The organism is Elizabethkingia sp. YR214 (genome assembly GCF_003058195.1).
Taxonomy (GTDB): Bacteria; Bacteroidota; Bacteroidia; order Flavobacteriales; family Weeksellaceae; genus Elizabethkingia.
Genome location: NZ_QBUH01000004.1, coordinates 401,145 through 419,016, shown reverse-complemented (window position 1 = coordinate 419,016; position 17,872 = coordinate 401,145). Strand labels below are relative to the sequence as shown.

The 17,872-nt window shown below is 36.6% G+C and carries 14 protein-coding genes; 8 read left to right on the top strand and 6 right to left on the bottom strand.

All coding sequences use genetic code 11. From position 1 onward, the window contains the following. Window positions 1–48 precede the first annotated feature (48 nt). From C8J95_RS10465 to C8J95_RS10435, 7 genes are all read left to right on the top strand, one after another. The gene (locus C8J95_RS10465) at window positions 49–753 is read left to right on the top strand and encodes a response regulator transcription factor (protein WP_107808282.1); all 705 of its coding nucleotides are present in this window, start codon (window positions 49–51) and stop codon (window positions 751–753) included. A 51-nt stretch (window positions 754–804) separates the two neighbouring features. After that, window positions 805–2,166 carry a HAMP domain-containing sensor histidine kinase gene (locus tag C8J95_RS10460; protein WP_255412775.1) on the top strand — a complete coding sequence of 454 codons (1,362 nt, stop codon included), beginning with the start codon at window positions 805–807 and terminating at the stop codon, window positions 2,164–2,166. Window positions 2,167–2,395: 229 nt separating this feature from the next. Further along, on the top strand, window positions 2,396–2,896 hold the full coding sequence (locus C8J95_RS10455) for a hypothetical protein (RefSeq protein ID WP_107808280.1): 501 nt from the start codon (window positions 2,396–2,398) through the stop codon (window positions 2,894–2,896). Between the two features lie 25 nt (window positions 2,897–2,921). Continuing rightward, on the top strand, window positions 2,922–3,749 hold the full coding sequence (locus C8J95_RS10450) for a YoaK family protein (protein ID WP_107808279.1): 828 nt from the start codon (window positions 2,922–2,924) through the stop codon (window positions 3,747–3,749). Window positions 3,750–4,006: 257 nt separating this feature from the next. Continuing rightward, window positions 4,007–5,734 carry a thiamine pyrophosphate-dependent enzyme gene (locus C8J95_RS10445; protein ID WP_107808278.1) on the top strand — a complete coding sequence of 576 codons (1,728 nt, stop codon included), beginning with the start codon at window positions 4,007–4,009 and terminating at the stop codon, window positions 5,732–5,734. A gap of 128 nt (window positions 5,735–5,862) precedes the next feature. Next, window positions 5,863–7,986, top strand: coding sequence for a Tex family protein (locus C8J95_RS10440; RefSeq protein ID WP_107808277.1), 2,124 nt, complete (start codon window positions 5,863–5,865; stop codon window positions 7,984–7,986). 128 nt (window positions 7,987–8,114) lie between these two features. Then, window positions 8,115–8,624, top strand: a complete 510-nt coding sequence (locus C8J95_RS10435; protein ID WP_107808276.1) for a nuclear transport factor 2 family protein — start codon at window positions 8,115–8,117, stop codon at window positions 8,622–8,624. Between the two features lie 27 nt (window positions 8,625–8,651). Here C8J95_RS10435 and C8J95_RS10430 read toward each other — a convergent pair whose 3' ends face one another. From C8J95_RS10430 to C8J95_RS10405, 6 genes are all read right to left on the bottom strand, one after another. Next, window positions 8,652–9,275 (bottom strand): DJ-1/PfpI family protein, encoded by a 624-nt coding sequence (locus C8J95_RS10430; RefSeq protein ID WP_107808275.1) that lies wholly within the window; start codon window positions 9,273–9,275, stop codon window positions 8,652–8,654. Between the two features lie 105 nt (window positions 9,276–9,380). Then, the gene (locus tag C8J95_RS10425) at window positions 9,381–10,382 is read right to left on the bottom strand and encodes a GlxA family transcriptional regulator (protein ID WP_107808274.1); all 1,002 of its coding nucleotides are present in this window, start codon (window positions 10,380–10,382) and stop codon (window positions 9,381–9,383) included. A 123-nt stretch (window positions 10,383–10,505) separates the two neighbouring features. Then, window positions 10,506–11,315: a DUF2490 domain-containing protein gene (locus tag C8J95_RS10420; protein ID WP_107808273.1), complete on the bottom strand. Its 810-nt coding sequence runs from the start codon at window positions 11,313–11,315 to the stop codon at window positions 10,506–10,508. Between the two features lie 239 nt (window positions 11,316–11,554). Beyond that, window positions 11,555–13,993: a TonB-dependent receptor gene (locus C8J95_RS10415; protein WP_107808272.1), complete on the bottom strand. Its 2,439-nt coding sequence runs from the start codon at window positions 13,991–13,993 to the stop codon at window positions 11,555–11,557. A gap of 13 nt (window positions 13,994–14,006) precedes the next feature. Then, a complete protein-coding gene (locus C8J95_RS10410; RefSeq protein WP_107808271.1) occupies window positions 14,007–15,485 on the bottom strand; it encodes a trehalase family glycosidase in 1,479 nt (492 codons plus the stop codon). Between the two features lie 8 nt (window positions 15,486–15,493). Continuing rightward, the gene (locus C8J95_RS10405) at window positions 15,494–16,726 is read right to left on the bottom strand and encodes a sugar MFS transporter (protein ID WP_107808270.1); all 1,233 of its coding nucleotides are present in this window, start codon (window positions 16,724–16,726) and stop codon (window positions 15,494–15,496) included. Between the two features lie 223 nt (window positions 16,727–16,949). On the opposite strand from C8J95_RS10405, the gene C8J95_RS10400 reads away from it, so the two are divergent. Continuing rightward, window positions 16,950–17,804 (top strand): AraC family transcriptional regulator, encoded by an 855-nt coding sequence (locus C8J95_RS10400; protein WP_107808269.1) that lies wholly within the window; start codon window positions 16,950–16,952, stop codon window positions 17,802–17,804. Window positions 17,805–17,872 lie beyond the last annotated feature (68 nt).

The window sequence follows — 17,872 nt, the reverse complement described above, 5'->3', positions numbered from 1 at the left end:
GGTTTTGTTTGCGTTTCAATTTTTATATTTTTGTAACATTCATTGCTTATGGAAAAAATTATTCTGATCGAAGACGAGACCAGTGTGGTATCATTTATAAAGAAAGGACTTCAGGAAAAAGGTTATGAAATTTCAGTGGCTTTTGACGGGCGTACTGGTGTACAGCTGGTGGAAGCTAATGATTTTGATCTTGTAATCCTGGATATTATGCTCCCTGAAATGAATGGTCTGGATGTATGCAAAGAGATCAGAAAAACCAATAAACAGGTACCAATTCTTTTTCTTACAGCTCTCGGAACTTCAGAAAATATAGTGCTCGGACTGGAAAGTGGTGGCGATGATTATCTGGTAAAACCTTTCAAGTTTATTGAGCTTGTCGCCCGTATAAAATCATTACTGAGAAGAAGTGGTAATAACACTATTCCGGAAACACCTGAACCAGAAGCTGATGAAGAGCATATTTACAGATTTTCTGATCTTGTGGTGAATGATTACACTAAAAAGGTAACACGGGGTGGCGAAGAGGTTAATCTCACTTCTACAGAATATAAACTACTGGTTTATTTCCTTAATAACCCGGAAAAAGTTATTTCCCGTGTGGAAATTCTGGATGCGGTATGGGGTGTAAACTATGAGCTGGGAACCAATGTTGTGGATGTTTATGTAAACTATCTTAGAAAGAAACTGGATAATCCGGATAATAAACTAATCCATACAGTTATTGGAATGGGTTATGTACTAAAAAGACCGTAGCAGATGTTTAAAAAAGTTATCACAAATCAGACAAAAACCATGATACTCTTAATGCTAGTATTTACCAGTATTATTATTCTTTTTAGTGGTTTAGTTTACTTTTCTATTGTCAACTTTTCTCACCAACGGTTTTATGAACTACTTAAAATCCGTACAACAACTATTGTACAAATAGAAAAAAGCAAAGAACACTTGGACCTTCCGGAAAACTATATTCTCAGCAGCCTGAACGATGAGGAACTCCCGATGGAAAAAGATTATGTTTTTGCAGTTCCGAAAGATTCTAACTTCAGCAAAATTTCTCAGAAAGTTCATATCCCCTCTTCTTTTTTCAGAAATATTGTGAAGAACGGAGAAGCCAATCATAATGATAAGGAGTTTTATTACATCGGACAGACTTTCAGGGTTGATGATAAAAATTACATAGCGATTGCCTCTGCGAAAAATCACTATGTGGCCTATTATCTGGAATATCTAAAAAGAACCCTTATTACATGTATTGTACTTTCCTTATTCTTTAGTATGATATTTTCTTTTTATTTATCCAAAACTTTATTCAAGCCGATATTAAAGATTACAGGTAAGGTAAAAGAAATCAGCTCCGAAAATTTACACCTCCGACTAGGACCTCAGCCTGGTAATAAGGAGCTTAACGAGTTGGTTGAAACTTTCAACGATATGCTAAACCGTATTGAGACTTCTTTCGAAACTCAAAATCATCTTATCGGAAATGTTTCACATGAATTAAGAACTCCCCTCACTTCTATTATGGGAGAAGCAGATGTTGCACTTTCCATTAACAGAACCACAGAAGAATACAAAGATACATTGGAGATTATTCTAAATGAAGCGGAAAAGCTTGATAAAAAAATCAAAGCCTTATTAATGATCGCCCAGACCGGATTTGATGGTAAAATCCAGAAGTTTGATAAGGTAAGAACCGATCAGTTGCTTTGGGATGTTATTGAAACACTGAAAAGAATCGATCCCCGAAATAACATATTCCTTGATATCAGTATGCTTCCTGATAATCCCAAAAAGCTTAAAGTACAGGGGAATGAACAGCTATTGCATCTCGCTCTGGCAAACATCATCAGTAACGGATGCAAATATTCTAACTTCCAGCAGGTAAAAGTTTCTCTAGGCGCAACAGACACAGATGTTTACATTATTATAAAAGATTCCGGAATTGGTATTCCGGAACAGGAGATGAACAAAATTTATGACCCTTTCTTCAGGGCATCTAATACCAAAAATTATGAAGGCTATGGAATTGGTCTTCCTCTTGCACGGAATATTGTAAGAATACACCACGGAGAACTGATTGTAACCTCACATGAAAATCAAGGCACTACAGTACAACTTCGCTTTCCTAATTTCTATAGTACACAAAACGAGGAAAAACAAGCTTAAATAAGCTAATCTATCGCTCTGTGAGCGCCTATATTTACATATTAAAAAACCTTACAAAATTGTAAGGTTTTTATCTTTATACAGCTTTCAAAAATTTATCAAAATTAAAATTCTAATCTCATTTTAATCTCGTTAATCACATTTTAATTTGTTTCCAAAGTCTTTCTAATACGGTGGGTATAGTTTTGTATCATCAAAATAAGATAATACAGAACCAAACCCCAAAGTTATGAGCAAGACCATTTTAATAGCCACCGATTACTCACTAGAATCATTAAATATATTGAAAAGAGTATTACAGGAAAAAAACGCTTTACAAGATAATACTCAATATAACATACTGTTTGTTTCCGGATACGACATGAGTGACTCTATAAGAGATCTCCTGTTCACAAACAAAAACACAATTTTCAATAAAATAAGACCACAGGAATTCTGTGATGCTTATGAAATTATTCGAAACAAATACTCACACCTGATTGACAAAATTGTATGTGATGTTTTCACAGGAAGTTTCCAAAGAACATTCAACAATTATGTAAAAGCAACAAACATTCAGGAAGCTTACTACTCTCCTTCTGTAAGAAGCAAAGGAAAAGGAAAATTCAGTATTATTCCTTACATCAGAAAATGTAAAGAATTGCAATACACAGAAATTTCCGTTGAAGTTCCTCAGAGCTTACCGGAAAGAGGAAGACTTGCGGAGATATTCGCAAGCACAGGAAGCTAAATAATAACGATTAAAAAACGCACAAATGTTAAGGAATTATAGTAGCAGCAGGACACTGGGAGATAATATCAGGCTGGGGACGCTGACAGCTTTTACGGCCGGTACTATAAATATAGCCTCTTTATTGATATTTCTCTCATTTACCTCAAATGTAACGGGACACTATGCTATTCTGGCTGCTGAAATAAGTAAGGGAAGCTGGGCTAAAGCTGCAGTTGTTGGAGGATGGATTTTCCTATTCTTCTTCGGAAGCTTTTTATCCAACCTTATTGTCATAAATTTCAACAAAAAGAGCAAGTATTTTGCACATGCAATGCCAATTGTGCTGGAAATTATGTGTCTGTTATTTGTAGGTATTTACGGGCAGTTTTATTATCAAAAAACACTGGAAGAAACCGAATATCTGGTTGCACTAATGTTATTCGCAACAGGTTTACAAAACGGTCTTACTGCAAGTATTTCCAACTTCTCGATAAAAACAACCCACCTTACAGGTACAACAACCGACCTTGGAATCTTATTTTCTATGTTTACTCATAAAAAGTACAGAAAGAATCCGGAACTTATTGCCAGAGCAAAAGTGCTTATCAGTATTATGATTGCCTATGTAGCGGGAGCCGTATTCTCTGGTCTTACCTATTACTATCTGGAGTTCAGAGTATTTTATGTCATCAGTCTATGTTTACTTATTGTAATCGGGTACGATGCCTATAAAATACATCTGAGACACTTCAATACCAGATACAGATATAGCAGAATTTATAAAAAACCTACCGTCCTGGCTTATTTGTACGACAAGATCCATGGGATACCGAAAAGGAATGAAAAACGAAAATTCGTCTTTGAAGATTAAATATATTATTGGTTTTAATTTTGTGTAAAACTAGCTGTGAGCCATCCTCTATTTGTGTAAACATTTAGAGGATTGTGCTTTTTATAGGGTAATATAAAATAAATCTAAAATTATCCTGAATCAATAAAGAAACGGCTAAGAATCTGTATCCTGCAAATATTCCGTTTATAACACGAAAGTATTACATGAATAATTTTAATAAATACTGATAAATAAAAAGGCTGTAGCTTTGTTAGAAACCATCAAAACAAAACATTATGGAAAAAAATATTGCCGAGCAAATGGTCGATATGCTTGTTGATGCAGGTATTAAACGTATTTATGCTGTTACTGGAGATAGCCTCAATCATTTGAATGATGCTGTCCGTAAAAACGGAAAAATAAAATGGATACATGTCCGGCATGAAGAAGTTGGTGCTTATGCAGCAGCAGCTGAAGCCGAATTGGATGGCTTAGCTTGTTGTGCAGGAAGTTGTGGTCCGGGGCATGTACACCTTATCAATGGTGTTTACGATGCACATCGCGGACATGCTCCAATGCTTGTTATTGCTTCCACCATTAATACCAATGAAATGGGAATGGACTATTTTCAGGAAACCAACACCATCAAATTATTTGACGATTGCAGTGTTTACAATCAGATGATTATGACACCGGAACAGGCTCCCAGAATTTTGCAAACGGCTATCCAGCATGCTATCTCTAAAAAGGGTGTTGCTGTTGTGGGGCTTCCCGGAGATGTTTCCGAACTAAAAGCTAAAGAAAATGTAACTTCCAATCGTTTTTTCTTTACCCAACCTTTAATCCGCCCTAATGATCAGGAATTACAGCAGCTTGCGGATCTCATTAATGAAAACAAAAAAATAACCATTTTCTGTGGTATAGGAGCCGAGAATGCACATGCAGAAGTTGTTCAGCTGTCACAACATCTGAAAGCTCCTGTAGGCTATTCTTTCCGTGGAAAGATGTCCATGCAGCATGACAATCCGAATGAAGTCGGAATGACGGGACTACTAGGACTCCCCTCTGCCTATAACAGTATGTGTGATTCTGATTTAATTTTGCTATTTGGTACCGATTTCCCTTATCAGGCTTTTATGCCTGAGAAAAATAAAATTGCACAGATTGACTTAGCTCCGGAACGTTTAGGCCGACGTGCAAGAGTCGATTTAGGGCTCTGTGGAGATGCTAAAGAAACGATCAAAGCGCTTTTGCCTCTTATAAATGCTAAGGATGATTCGGATTTCCTTGATGAACAGCTGAAATATTATGAGAAAGTAAAAGAAAACCTGGAGACTTATGTTAAGGATTCCGGATTGGAAGATAATATCCAGCCTGAATTCCTGGCTTCTACAATCTGTAATAATGCCAATGATGATACTATTTTTACCGTAGATACCGGAATGACCTGTGTATGGGGAGCTCGCTTTATAAAAGCAACCGGTAAAAGAAAAATGCTGGGTTCATTTAATCATGGTTCCATGGCCAATGCAATGCCAATGGCAATAGGGGCAGCACTCTCCCATCCTGAAAGACAAGTTGTAGCCATGTGTGGTGATGGTGGAATTTCCATGTTATTAGGTGATTTAGCAACCATTCATCAGTACAATCTTCCCGTTAAAATTATTGTATTCAACAACAGAGCATTAGGAATGGTTCGGCTGGAAATGCAGGTTGCCGGTCTTCCGGATAATCAGACAGATATGATTAATCCTGATTTTGCCAAAGTTGCAGATGCAATGGGAATTATTGGAGAAAACATCCATAATGTTGGAGATGTTGAAGCTGCTGTAAAACAAGCTTTCGAGCATAACGGTCCTTATCTCCTAAATGTTTTTACCAATCCAAATGCACTGGCAATGCCGCCGAAGGTAGACGCTGGTCAGATTATCGGTATGGCAAAATCTATGACCAAATTAATGCTTGGTGGCCGTGTAAATGAAGTACTGGACACTATAAAATCTAATTATAAGCATATTTTCTAGGCACAATTCTATTTAGCCAAAAGATTTCAGTCATAAAAAACGAGAGGTAGAATGCTTCTCGTTTTTTTAATTCTAAATTCTTTAAATCCCCTATACTTCTCTTATCTTAGCGGTTCTTTCTATTTAATATGACAAAAATCGAATATATTCAGCAACATATATCAGCTCCTGCAAAAGGAATTGAAACTACATTACAACTTCTTTCAGAAGATTGTACTATTCCTTTTATAGCACGCTACAGAAAAGACAGAACAGGAAATCTGGACGAAGTACAAATTGAACAAATCGCTAAGCTTTCTAAACAGTACGATGAAATCGTTAAACGTAAGGAGTCTATCTTAAAATCTATAGAAGAACAGGATTCTTTAACCGAAGAATTACGGTCTAAAATAGAGTCTTCTTTTGATCTTCAGTATCTTGAAGATCTTTACCTTCCTTATAAAAAGAAAAAGAAAACAAAAGCCGATACAGCAAGAGCTTTAGGATTAGAACCTCTGGCAAAAATCATTATGGCTCAGAATGCGTCAGACCTTACCGCATCTTCTTCCCGCTATCTTTCGGATAATGTTTCCTCAGAGGAAGATGCTTTACAGGGAGCACGTGATATTATAGCTGAGTGGATGAACGAACATCTTTTCATCCGGAAACAACTGAGAAAATTATATCAATACAAAGCCGAGATTTCTTCCAAAGTTGTCAAGGCTAAAAAAGATGAGGAAGCTGCACAGAAGTTTTCTCAGTACTTTGACTGGAAAGAAAGTATCTCCAGAATCCCTTCGCACCGACTTCTGGCAATGTTGCGTGCTGAGGCCGAAGGATTTATAAAATTCAGTATAGATGCTGATAAAGACGAAGCTCTTCAGATTATAGAAAAAGCAATGATCAGAAGCAATAATGAATGTGCTGATCAGATAAAACTGGCTGCAAAGGATGCTTACAAAAGATTGCTCGAACCCGCTATTTCTAATGAAGTATTGCAGGAGGCAAAACTAAAAGCCGATATCAAAGCTATTGAGGTTTTTGCAGAAAATCTACGCCAGCTACTACTCGCTTCGCCTTTAGGTGAAAAAAGAATTTTAGCCATAGATCCCGGCTACAGAACGGGATGTAAAATTGTTTGTCTGGACGAAAAAGGAGATTTGCTTCATAATGAAAATATATACCCGCACGCACCACAAAATGAAACCGGAACTGCTATGAAAAAAATTCGGTCGATGGTGAATGCCTACAATATAGAAGCTATATCCATCGGAAACGGAACAGCTTCCCGTGAAACGGAATTCTTTATCAAAAAAATAGCATTTGACAGACCTTTACAGGTTTTTGTGGTCTCCGAAGCCGGAGCGTCGGTTTATTCAGCTTCCAAAATTGCAAGAGAGGAATTCCCAAGCTACGATGTTACGGTAAGAGGTGCTGTGTCTATTGGCCGAAGACTTTCTGATCCGTTGGCAGAACTGGTAAAGATCGATCCTAAATCTATTGGGGTTGGACAATACCAGCATGATGTGGATCAGACTTTATTAAAAGAAGAACTCGACTCTACTGTTATGCGTTGCGTAAACTCCGTAGGAATTAATCTAAATACAGCCAGTAAATCCTTGCTAAGCTACGTTTCGGGAATTGGAGAGAAAATGGCAGAAAATATTGTAAACTTCCGTAGTGAAAACGGGGCCTTCGCAAACAGAAAATCTTTAAAGAAAGTTCCGCGACTTGGTGAAAAAGCTTTTCAGCAGGCTGCAGGATTTTTACGCATCAGGGAAGCGGAAAACCCACTCGATAATTCTTCTGTTCACCCGGAAGCCTACTCTATTGTAGAGAAAATGGCTAAGGATCTCAACATTTCACTGAGTGACTTTATTGGCAATAAAGAAAAAATTGCTCTGGTAAAATCTGAGAATTACATTACGGATCATACAGGTATTTTAGGAATTCAGGATATTCTGAAAGAACTGGAAAAACCAGGATTAGATCCCCGAAAAGCAGCTAAAGTATTCGAATTTGATAAGAATATCCGTAAACTGGAGGATGTAAAAACCGGAATGATTCTGCCAGGCATCGTTAACAATATTACAGCATTTGGCTGTTTTGTAGACATCGGTATTAAAGAAAGCGGACTCGTGCATATTTCGCAACTGAAAGAAGGCTTCGTTTCTGATGTCAGTGAAGTGGTAAAACTACATCAGCATGTGCAGGTAAAAGTTGTAGAGATAGATTCCCAACGGAAACGTATTCAGCTTTCTATGATTCTCTAATTTTTTAAATCAGATACTTTTTAAAAGCATAAACAACACAATTAAATTAATAGTTACCCTTTAAGTATTAGGACATTGTTAAGCACAATAAGATAAAATTTGATATATTTGAATTGAACTTTCTGATTATGAAAAAACTAACTTTCCTTTTGGCTTTTATGCTTTGTATTTTTACTGCAAAAGCACAAAAAGCAGAACAGCAAATTGACAAATTAATGACCAGCTGGCATCAGGCGGCTGCAAAAGCAGACTTTAATGGCTATTTCGGATTACTACATGATAAATCCATTTATATCGGAACTGATGCTACCGAGCGTTGGACAAAATCAGAATTTATAGGTTTTGCCAAACCTTATTTCGATCGTGGCAGAGCATGGGATTTCACAGCTGTGGACCGCCATATTTCTTTTTCTAAAGACGGCAATACAGCATGGGTAGATGAAGTTTTGGACACTAAAAATATGAGCCTTTGCAGAGGATCTGGTGTTCTGATTAAGGAAAACGGAAAATGGCAGATTGTACAATATGTACTTTCTATGACGGTTCCAAATGATCTTGCTAACGATGTCACAAAACTAAAAACTCCGGATGAAGCAAAAGTTCTGAAAGATTTCCAAAATAAAAAACCGCTTAAATAAAGCGGTTTTTTTATTAATACACTGCATCTATTTCTTTTGCTGATACTCGAATAGCTCTATAATGGTATCCACCATTTCCTGCCCATAGTGCTTGCCTATAAGATAAAGCGCTGCATCTATTCCGGCCGTAATACCTGCAGTAGTTATTAACTGACCTTGGTCCACATATCGTACTCCTCTCTTTATATTACTTTCCGGATTATGTTGCTCCAGAGTATCTATTAGCATACTATGTGTTGTAATATCATAGTTAGCCAGTATCCCGGTATTTGATAATAACATGCTCCCCGTACATACTGTAAAAATTTCCGTACCGTTTTTATATTTATTCTTTACCCATTGTAATGCTGTTTCCTGGAATTCCGGATCCTGAAGAAGCTTCATAATCTGTTCCGGATTAGCGCCCGGAACAACAATCATATCAGGCTCCGGACAGGTATGTATATCGTAAGCAGGAATAATAGACATCGTATTGGCCTCGGCACGCACAGCATCTTTTGTTCTTCCTACGGTATAATTGTTATAACTTCCGGGGCGAATCACGTTTGCTTTTACAAAAACATCCAGAGGCCCATTCAGGTCTAACATTTCTACCTGATCATAAACCAGAAATGCAACATTCATCATTTTAGCATTTTGTACTTGTTCCATAATTGTATTATTTAATATTAATGTTTTCAGAATCGGACATAGCTTTTGCTTTCCGAAGATCTACGATCGTCGGCTATACTATGAAATCAAAAAAATGTAATGTAATTACTCTGCTCCGTTGAAAGCCTTTCTGTACTGAGCAGGAGACATGGAAATATGCTTTATAAAAAGTCTTCGGAGTGAAACGGCACTGCTAAAACCACATTTTTCAGCAATTGTATCAATGCTCATCGCTGTATATTCCAGCATATTTTTTGCCTGATCCAGTCTCATTTTTTCTAAAAAATGCCCCGGTGTTATTCCCGATTCTTTTAGAAAAACTCTGGAAAAATTGCGGACACTCATATTCATATTTTCAGCCATATCTTCAATTGTGATATTCTTACTCAGATTTTGTTTAAGCATGTTCCGTACCTCCTTTACAAAAGAACTCATTATATCATAATCGGGCAGAGCATTTCCAAACTGAGACTGGACGCCAGATCTTCGCAGATGCAATACAAGGTGTCGTGCAACTTCTGCTGCCAAAGGTTTACCAAAATCTTCCTCCAATAATGCCAAAGCGAGATCCATTCCGGAGGTTACTCCGCCTGATGTATACAATTGCTGATCCCTGATAAAAAATGGATTAACATTAACATCTAATTCCGGATAAGAATTCTGTAGTGTATCAGCATATTTCCAGTGAGTTGTTACTTGCTTTCCATTTAGTAAACCAGCTTTTGCTAATACAAAAGCTCCAATACAAACCGATCCCATTCTTCTTACTCCAGCTACATTATCCTGCAAACAATGGTATATTTCCGGATCTATTTCATCCAAAACTGAAAGCGAAGTGCCTGCTATTAATAGTGTATCTACAGGAAAGTCTATGTCGTAAATTGTATGACTACAGCTTAGCGCTACTCCGGAACTCGAGGTTATCATTTTATCTCTTATTCCTGAAACAAGAAATACTTTATAGCCAGAACCGGGCTTTTGATCTGCCAGAAAAATATTTGCTGATGTAAATACATCACAAGGCCCCGCTACATCCAATAACTGTACCTGTGGTAATATGAGTAACACTATATTTTTCATTACTCTGTCGTTAGATATCTGCTTCATGCTTCCATTGTCTTTGATGCAAATGTACAGAGAATGTTATCTGGCTGCAATGACAAAAAATATACATTTTCGGCCATCAACAATTTAGGTGAAATCATCCAACCAAATTCTAATTTCTAGAATTTATTCTATACCGCTCTTTTTATAGGGAAGGTTCCAGATTAAATCTGCTGCTAAATAATGTACGCCACCTTTAGAAGCACTATGACTTCCACTGATCAAATCATCCATATAACCGATGTCCATTGAGAAAGGAGAATTGGGAATATTGAACATATAATAAAGAGCTATACGCATTTCTTTATAAGCAAAAGGAGCCCAGTGGGTTTCTGGTTCGTTCATATAACTTGTAGAAAATAGTGTCTCTACGCTTAATGCCAGCTTTTGACTGTTTTTCTCAGATAAATTATATGTCAACTGACTTTTCAGTCTTGTTCTCAGCTGAAAGTTCTCTTCAGCATTATGAAAATCGGCATCAAAAAATTTTCTGAATTCCTGACGGATGGTATTCTTCCACTTCCATTGACTTCCAACATTAAATGTATAAGCATATCTTCCGTAAAGTCTGAATTCTTGTTCTACCCCTTCTTTTTCATAAGGTTCTATACTCTGATATTCATTTTGTCTACGATAGCTTATGGCATAGCTGTATTGCTGATGAGGAGCAAATGAATTGAATACTTCATGATTGGCTACAAAAATAGCTTGCTTTGAAAATAGATTATCATTGTCCGGACTACTCTTTCGTCCAATTGCAATATAACTGAGCGCTTGTTTTTTTCCTAAAGAATCCAGTTTACGACGAATTCCGAAAGCTCCCCAAAAAGCGGTATTGGCTTCTCCCAATCCCGGCGGGCTAATCTGCGCTTTTAAACATCCACCTGAAAACCACAATAAACCTAATGTCACAATAATTCTTACCCTTCTGTACATACTAATCTTTTATATAGAATTACATTTCTCCATATACCAAATAACCCCAATAGAACTTTTAGCTAATGGAAAAACAACAAATATAAATTGTTTGTGCTCCCTGTCCTTATCTAAAAACACCTAAAAATATTCATAATCAGGACAAAAGTTCTATAAAAATGGCCTGGTAAAAACCAGGCCAAATCATTTACTTGTGTCTAAATATAGGTATCCCTAGCTTAGGCAGTTGTAAAACTGATCTAAAAGTCCAAGGTAATAGATCCTCTTACTGCAGCACCCATAATTGGTCTTGCCATAATAATTCCGTCCCCGGTTGGAGATCCTGCTCTTGGGTCTCCTTCGGTAATACCAATAGTATTAAATATATTGGTTCCATCTATTGCAAAACGTATTTTACCTAACTGATAAGACATTCCGGCTCCAAATTCGCTAAAAGAAGGCAAAACCTGAATATTCTTTTCATCCTGGAAACGTTTTCCATAATAGTTATAGCTGATATAAGCTCTCCATTCTTTAGTAATATTAACAGCCGGAGAAATATTGAAATAAAATTTAGGAATTCTTCTTACTACATTACCATTGTAGTCAAATGTTGATCCATCTGCATTTCTTCCGGTAAAATTTCTATACTTCGGATTCTGAATTGTTCCGTTAAATGTAACTTCCAGTACATTGCTAAACAAGCGGGCGTAACCTTCCAGCTCTACCCCAAGGTTAGAAGTATTGGCAAATTTATTTTCGGAAACTCCGTTAGAATAGATGTCTGTAAATGACAGGTTTTTCAGCGTTGAGTAAAAAGGAATTACAGCTATATCAAAAGTACGGGAATAATATTTGTAACCAACTTCCAGCTGATTGGTTAATACAGGTTTTATTATACCTAAATTTGCCATGTTGTTGTGATAAGCTTCTTCATTTGGTGATCTGAATCCACTGGAAAAACGCGCATATACTGCATTTTCTCTATTGATTTTATAATTTGTAGCCAAAGTATAAGACACTTTACTAATGTCATAATTCCAGTATGTATACTTATTTCCAAGGACCGCCATATTATCATCCGCAGTAGTAGTTGCAAAACTGTGTGTACCATCTGTTGTTAAACCAGAATTATTGAGATTAGCTGTTGTTGTACCTACACCATAACCTTTGTAAAAATCACGGCTGTAGCGAATCCCTCCATTTAAACTCAAATCATCTGTAACGTTGTAGTCTACATTTAAATAGATATTATTCAGGCTTCCCTGGATCTGAGAATCTCTGATAAGGAAAGACATACTACTAACACCATTGTAAGTCTTAGAATATCCATTATCCGTAGGGCTTAGTGATTTATCTACAAGATTGAGCAATTCCGGTTTGTCCGTCGCTGTTGTCAGGATATTGCTCCAGTTCCAGTATTGGTGGGATTTCCAGTTGGATTTATAAAAACCGGCGGTAATATTCCCTTTATCAAACTTATAATTGAATTGCAAGTCGTTCACAAAGTTTCGCATCTGTTTGTCGATCGCCCAGAAACCTAATTCCTGAACATACTGTGGACTAACGGACTGACCGTTGCTAACTGAAGAATACTGATAATTGTTTGCATCAATTCCTTTATTTTTAGCAAAATCGGCAGCTAATTGCGGTCCGCCAGCAGGGAATATTCCGGTATAGTTCATATTAATATTCGTATACCTGGTCTTATTAAGCACGGTAAAATTGTTCCCCAAATCATATTTAAACTCTACTCCTATTACATCTACCTTCGGGTGAATGCCATCTTCCAGGTTTCTTTGGAAAAATCCTCCTCCGGCCTGCGGAATATTAAACTGACTAATAGATCTGTAACTGTAAGTTCCGTAGTTAGGATCGAAGCCGGGAAAACCTTTCAGGTCGTTTCCATTTTGTATTAAAGGAATTGGCAGATAGAATGTATTTCTGTCATCCAGTTTTTTGTAATACGCTTTTACATATCCTTTATCGAAAACATATTTCAGATTCATTTTAATCTGACCTCCTTCATTTGCTTTAAATCCTGTTTTCCGTAGTCCATTATCTACTCTGTAAAATCCACCAACATTAAAGAATAATTTGTCTTGTATCAAAGCCCCACCAACATTAACATCAGTGCGCATCAGTCCATAAGAACCCGTTTCCAGCTTCGCTGTTCCTTTAAAAGTATTTGTTCCTTCTTTAGAAATAAAGTTAATAAGTCCTCCGGGCGAGTTGTTGGCATAAATAGAACCGGAACCCCCTCTCAGTGCTTCCAATCGGCTTACCGTATTATCTACTCTAAAAAACATATCGGCATTGGCAAATTGCAAAGCCCCATCTTCAAAAACAGGTAAACCATCTTCCTGTACCTGAACAAATTCATAAGCTCCGGCGGAAGGAATTCCTCTTGCAAAAAGGTTGTTCCCTACTTCTCCACCCGATGTTTCTACGGCAAAGCCTGGCACTCTCTGTAATAAAGCGGCAGCACTTATAGGATTCTGCTTCTGAATCTCTTTAGCACTAAAAGTAGAAATTGCGGTACTGGATTCTATTTTCTTTTTAGGGTTAGAATTACCTGTAATAACCACCTGATCTATTGATGATACTTTCGTGGAATCTTTAACCGTTTCCTGTCCGTATGCATTATGAAAATAAAACATGGCGACACCGGTCATCAGAAATATTGATCTTTTCTTCATATCATTGATTTTTTTAGTTTCGTTTTAACTTCAGATAAACGCCGTTTGTCCAGCCAAATCCATCCTGATTAGGATATTCACCACCTCCGGCAATTGTTTTGGTATCCAGTGCATTATACTTCTCCATCAACTTACCAGTATTATTATAAACCCTTTCTACATTAGTACTCCAATTATTCTTTATTGTATCTGCCAATTGTGTATATCCATAATTTTTCATTCCCAAAAAGCCTAGCCACTGATACGGAGCCCAGGCATTTGGCAGGTCCCATTGCTGACCCGTTTCTTTTGTTGTTGTAACCAAACCACCCTGATAAAGAAACTTTTCAGTAATGATTTTCGATACGGCTTTTGCCTGCTTCTCATTTGCAAGTCCAAGGAATAAAGGATATAATGTTGCAATGTGTTCGGAAGATGTTTTTCTATGCTTCTTTATATGATAATCTCTGTAGATTCCAGCATTTTCATCCCAGAAATAAAGATCTATACATTGCTTTCTTTTTTCAGCTCTTTGGACATAATATTCAGCCTTATCATTCATTCCCATAAGCTCTGAAGATTTAACCAATGTCTTTTCCAAATGCCACAACAGGCAATTAAGATCAACCTCGGCCAAATTCAGTGTTTCTATAGTTTGTATAGTCGCTTCATCCTCGAACCATCTGCTGGAAAAATCCCAGCCGGACTCACAGGCACTTCTTATATTTCTGAAAAATTCTTCTCCGGAAATATTATTTTGATCTTCAATATCTATGAGATAGCTTTCGGGGCGAGGTGTGTTTTCGGAATCATAATAACGGTTTAATATATCCCCTTCCCTTGTTTTGATCACCCTTTTAATGGCAGAATCATTTTCCAGTCCCTCTTCGCCATCCATCCAGAATAGATATTCTTTTTCCAGTGTACTGTGATACTTGCTGTATATTTTTTCATCATTTGTGCTTTCAACCAGTAAATCGAGCATCAGAGAAAAATATGGTGGTTGGGAGCGACTAAGAAAATGTGTTCTGCTGGCATTCGGTACAAATCCGAATTCGTGGATCAGGTAGGAGCAATTCTCAACAATGTTTTTCATCATCTCTACTCTCCCCGAAACTTGTAATCCAAGCATTACAAAATAGCTATCCCAATAGAAAAATTCGTTAAAACGTCCCCCAGGAACAATATAAGGTTTTGGAAGTTTCAGAAGCGTCCCTTCATTTTCGAAAGCTGTATGGGTAAGCTCATCCCAAAGCTTTTCAATATGCTCTTCTATAGGCAGCATATCTTCTTTCTTTACAGCCTTTTCTCCTATAAAATCAAAGTTTGACAGTACAAAAGATCTTAGATCAAATCCTTCTTTCTGCTTTTCTTCCTCATATTTCTTATTAATATCAGATACAGAAAACAAAGGAATAACATCCGTCATTGTTTTCTGATCTTTAAAAATTCTGGATCTCTGAACATCATCAAACAGAGGTTGAATTTCATTGATATATAATTGGCTGTTCATATCTGTATTTATTTTTTATTTGTTTGTATTTTTAATCTGTTCATGAAAATTGCGGAGATAATCAACAGTGTCAATGGTATAAGAGAAAGATAAAAGGCTCTTTGTCCACTGAATTCCTGGAAAACAAAACCTGTTATAATTGATCCTATTGTACCACCTATTGCCGAAAAGACAACGATAAGTCCGGACATTGCACTGTGTAAATACTTCGGGATAGAAGCCAGAATTACGGAATTGATACTTGGATAAATTGGCGCCAGCAGGCCCCCCATTAAAGGAAATAGATAAACTACAAGAGGAGCATTCATCCATGTTGTATTGGTGTCGATGGCAGCACTGTGCGTCAGGGGTAATACCAATAACAAACTGATTGCAAAACCTACCACACAAAAAGAAACAACATAAATCCAACTAAATTTTTTAGAAAAGAATCCGGATAAGAATCGTCCAAGTGCAAATGCTCCTGCCAATACAGCACCCGCCTGTATACTCATGGATGTGGGTACCTTTAGTATTTCTTTATAGAATGTTGGTGTCCAGGTCTGGAAACTTTGCTCTACCAAAACGAAAAGGAAAGCACAAAGAAGAAAGAATAGAACCTTTTTATAACTGAAAAGACTAATACTGTTCTTTATATCTCCTATTAAATCTGTTGTTCCACTTTTCGCTTCTTTTTCATTTAGTTTTGAAAAGAAAAGAAATATAAAAGACAAAGACGAAAGTACTCCCAATACCCAATATACATTCAGCCAGTGGGTAGACTTCGGATTATGATCATCTATAAATAAACTGAATAACACATTGCCCGCCAACACTCCTATCATAAAAAAACCTTCCAGAAACCCCATAAAGCTGGAATGCTCTTTATCTGTATTGGTAACAAGGCCGATAGAAGTAAAAACCGAAATTTTGATAAGGGCAAAGGAAACGCCGACTATTGTAAAAAGTAATTTGAAAAACCAGAAATCATTAGTAAAAGGCATAACGAAGCACATACAACTCACCAGAAAAAGTGCTGTAAGCATTGCTTTTTTTATTCCTATTTTAGGCAAGAATGAAGCTAAAATAAAAGAACAGATTGCAATAGGAAGATCTTTAAATCCTTCCAGAACACTCGCCGAAGATTTTGAAATTCCGAAGTTTTGCTGCACCTGCAAAATAACTGTCCCTACAGAATTCAGCAAAATTGCAAAAACAAAGTAGTTAAGAAATAAAACGGCCTTTATATTGAAGTTTTTCATTTACCAGTTTTTTAATATCCTGTTTTCCAGGATTAATATTTTATAAAATAAAATACCGGTACATCAATATTCTTCAGAAATAATTTGCACCTGTTATTCATTAAATAATTTCCTGGTGACTAAGATAGAAGCATTTGTGTTAACGTTAATTTAACACAATAAATAAATATTTGAACTATATTAATATAATTATTATTTTTAGCGAATAAATGTGATTAATTGAATGAAAGTTAGTTTTGAAAGAATTATTCCAAGTGAAAAAAGCTCGTTCCGGACGCTTCATAATAACTCTCCTATTTCTGAGTTTAAATGGGAATATCATTATCATCCGGAGATAGAACTGGTTTGTGTAATTTCTGGAAGTGGTACACGGCATGTAGGTTACCATAAAAGCAATTATACAAACGGTGATCTTGTACTGATAGGATCAAACATCCCCCATTCAGGATTTGGATTGAATTCTGTTGATCCGCATGAGGAAATAGTACTTCAGTTCAGAGAAGATATTTTACACTTTCCTCAGCAGGAAACAGAAACCAGAGCTGTTAAAGATTTACTGGAACGCTCTAAATATGGTATCCTTTATAGCACGGATACAAAAAAGGCACTACTGCCAAAACTAAAAAAACTCCTGGAATCTGAAGGCTATAAAAGATATTTACTGCTCTTGGAAATTCTCTTCGAACTTTCTATGTGTGAGGAATACGAGTTGCTAAATAAGGAAATTATGCCTTATACCATAATCTCTAAAAATAAGACAAGGCTGGAGAATATCTTCACCTATGTAGAACACCATTACGATAAAGAGATAAATATAGAAGATATCGCAAAGCTGGCTAACCTTACCCTCCCTGCATTCTGTAATTTTTTTAAAAAAGCAACACACATTACTTTTACAGAGTTTGTCAACCGCTACCGTATTAATAAGGCTTGTCTTCTAATGGTTCAGGATAAAACAATCTCCGAGTGCAGCTATAGCTGTGGCTTTAATAATGTTACCTATTTCAACAGAATGTTTAAGAAATACACCAACAAGACGCCATCGGAGTTTATCCGGAGTAATTCTGGTAATAATTAATAAGCTTAAATTTATTAAGCCATAAAAAAGCTGTCTTCAATACTTTTGAGACAGCTTTTTTATAATAT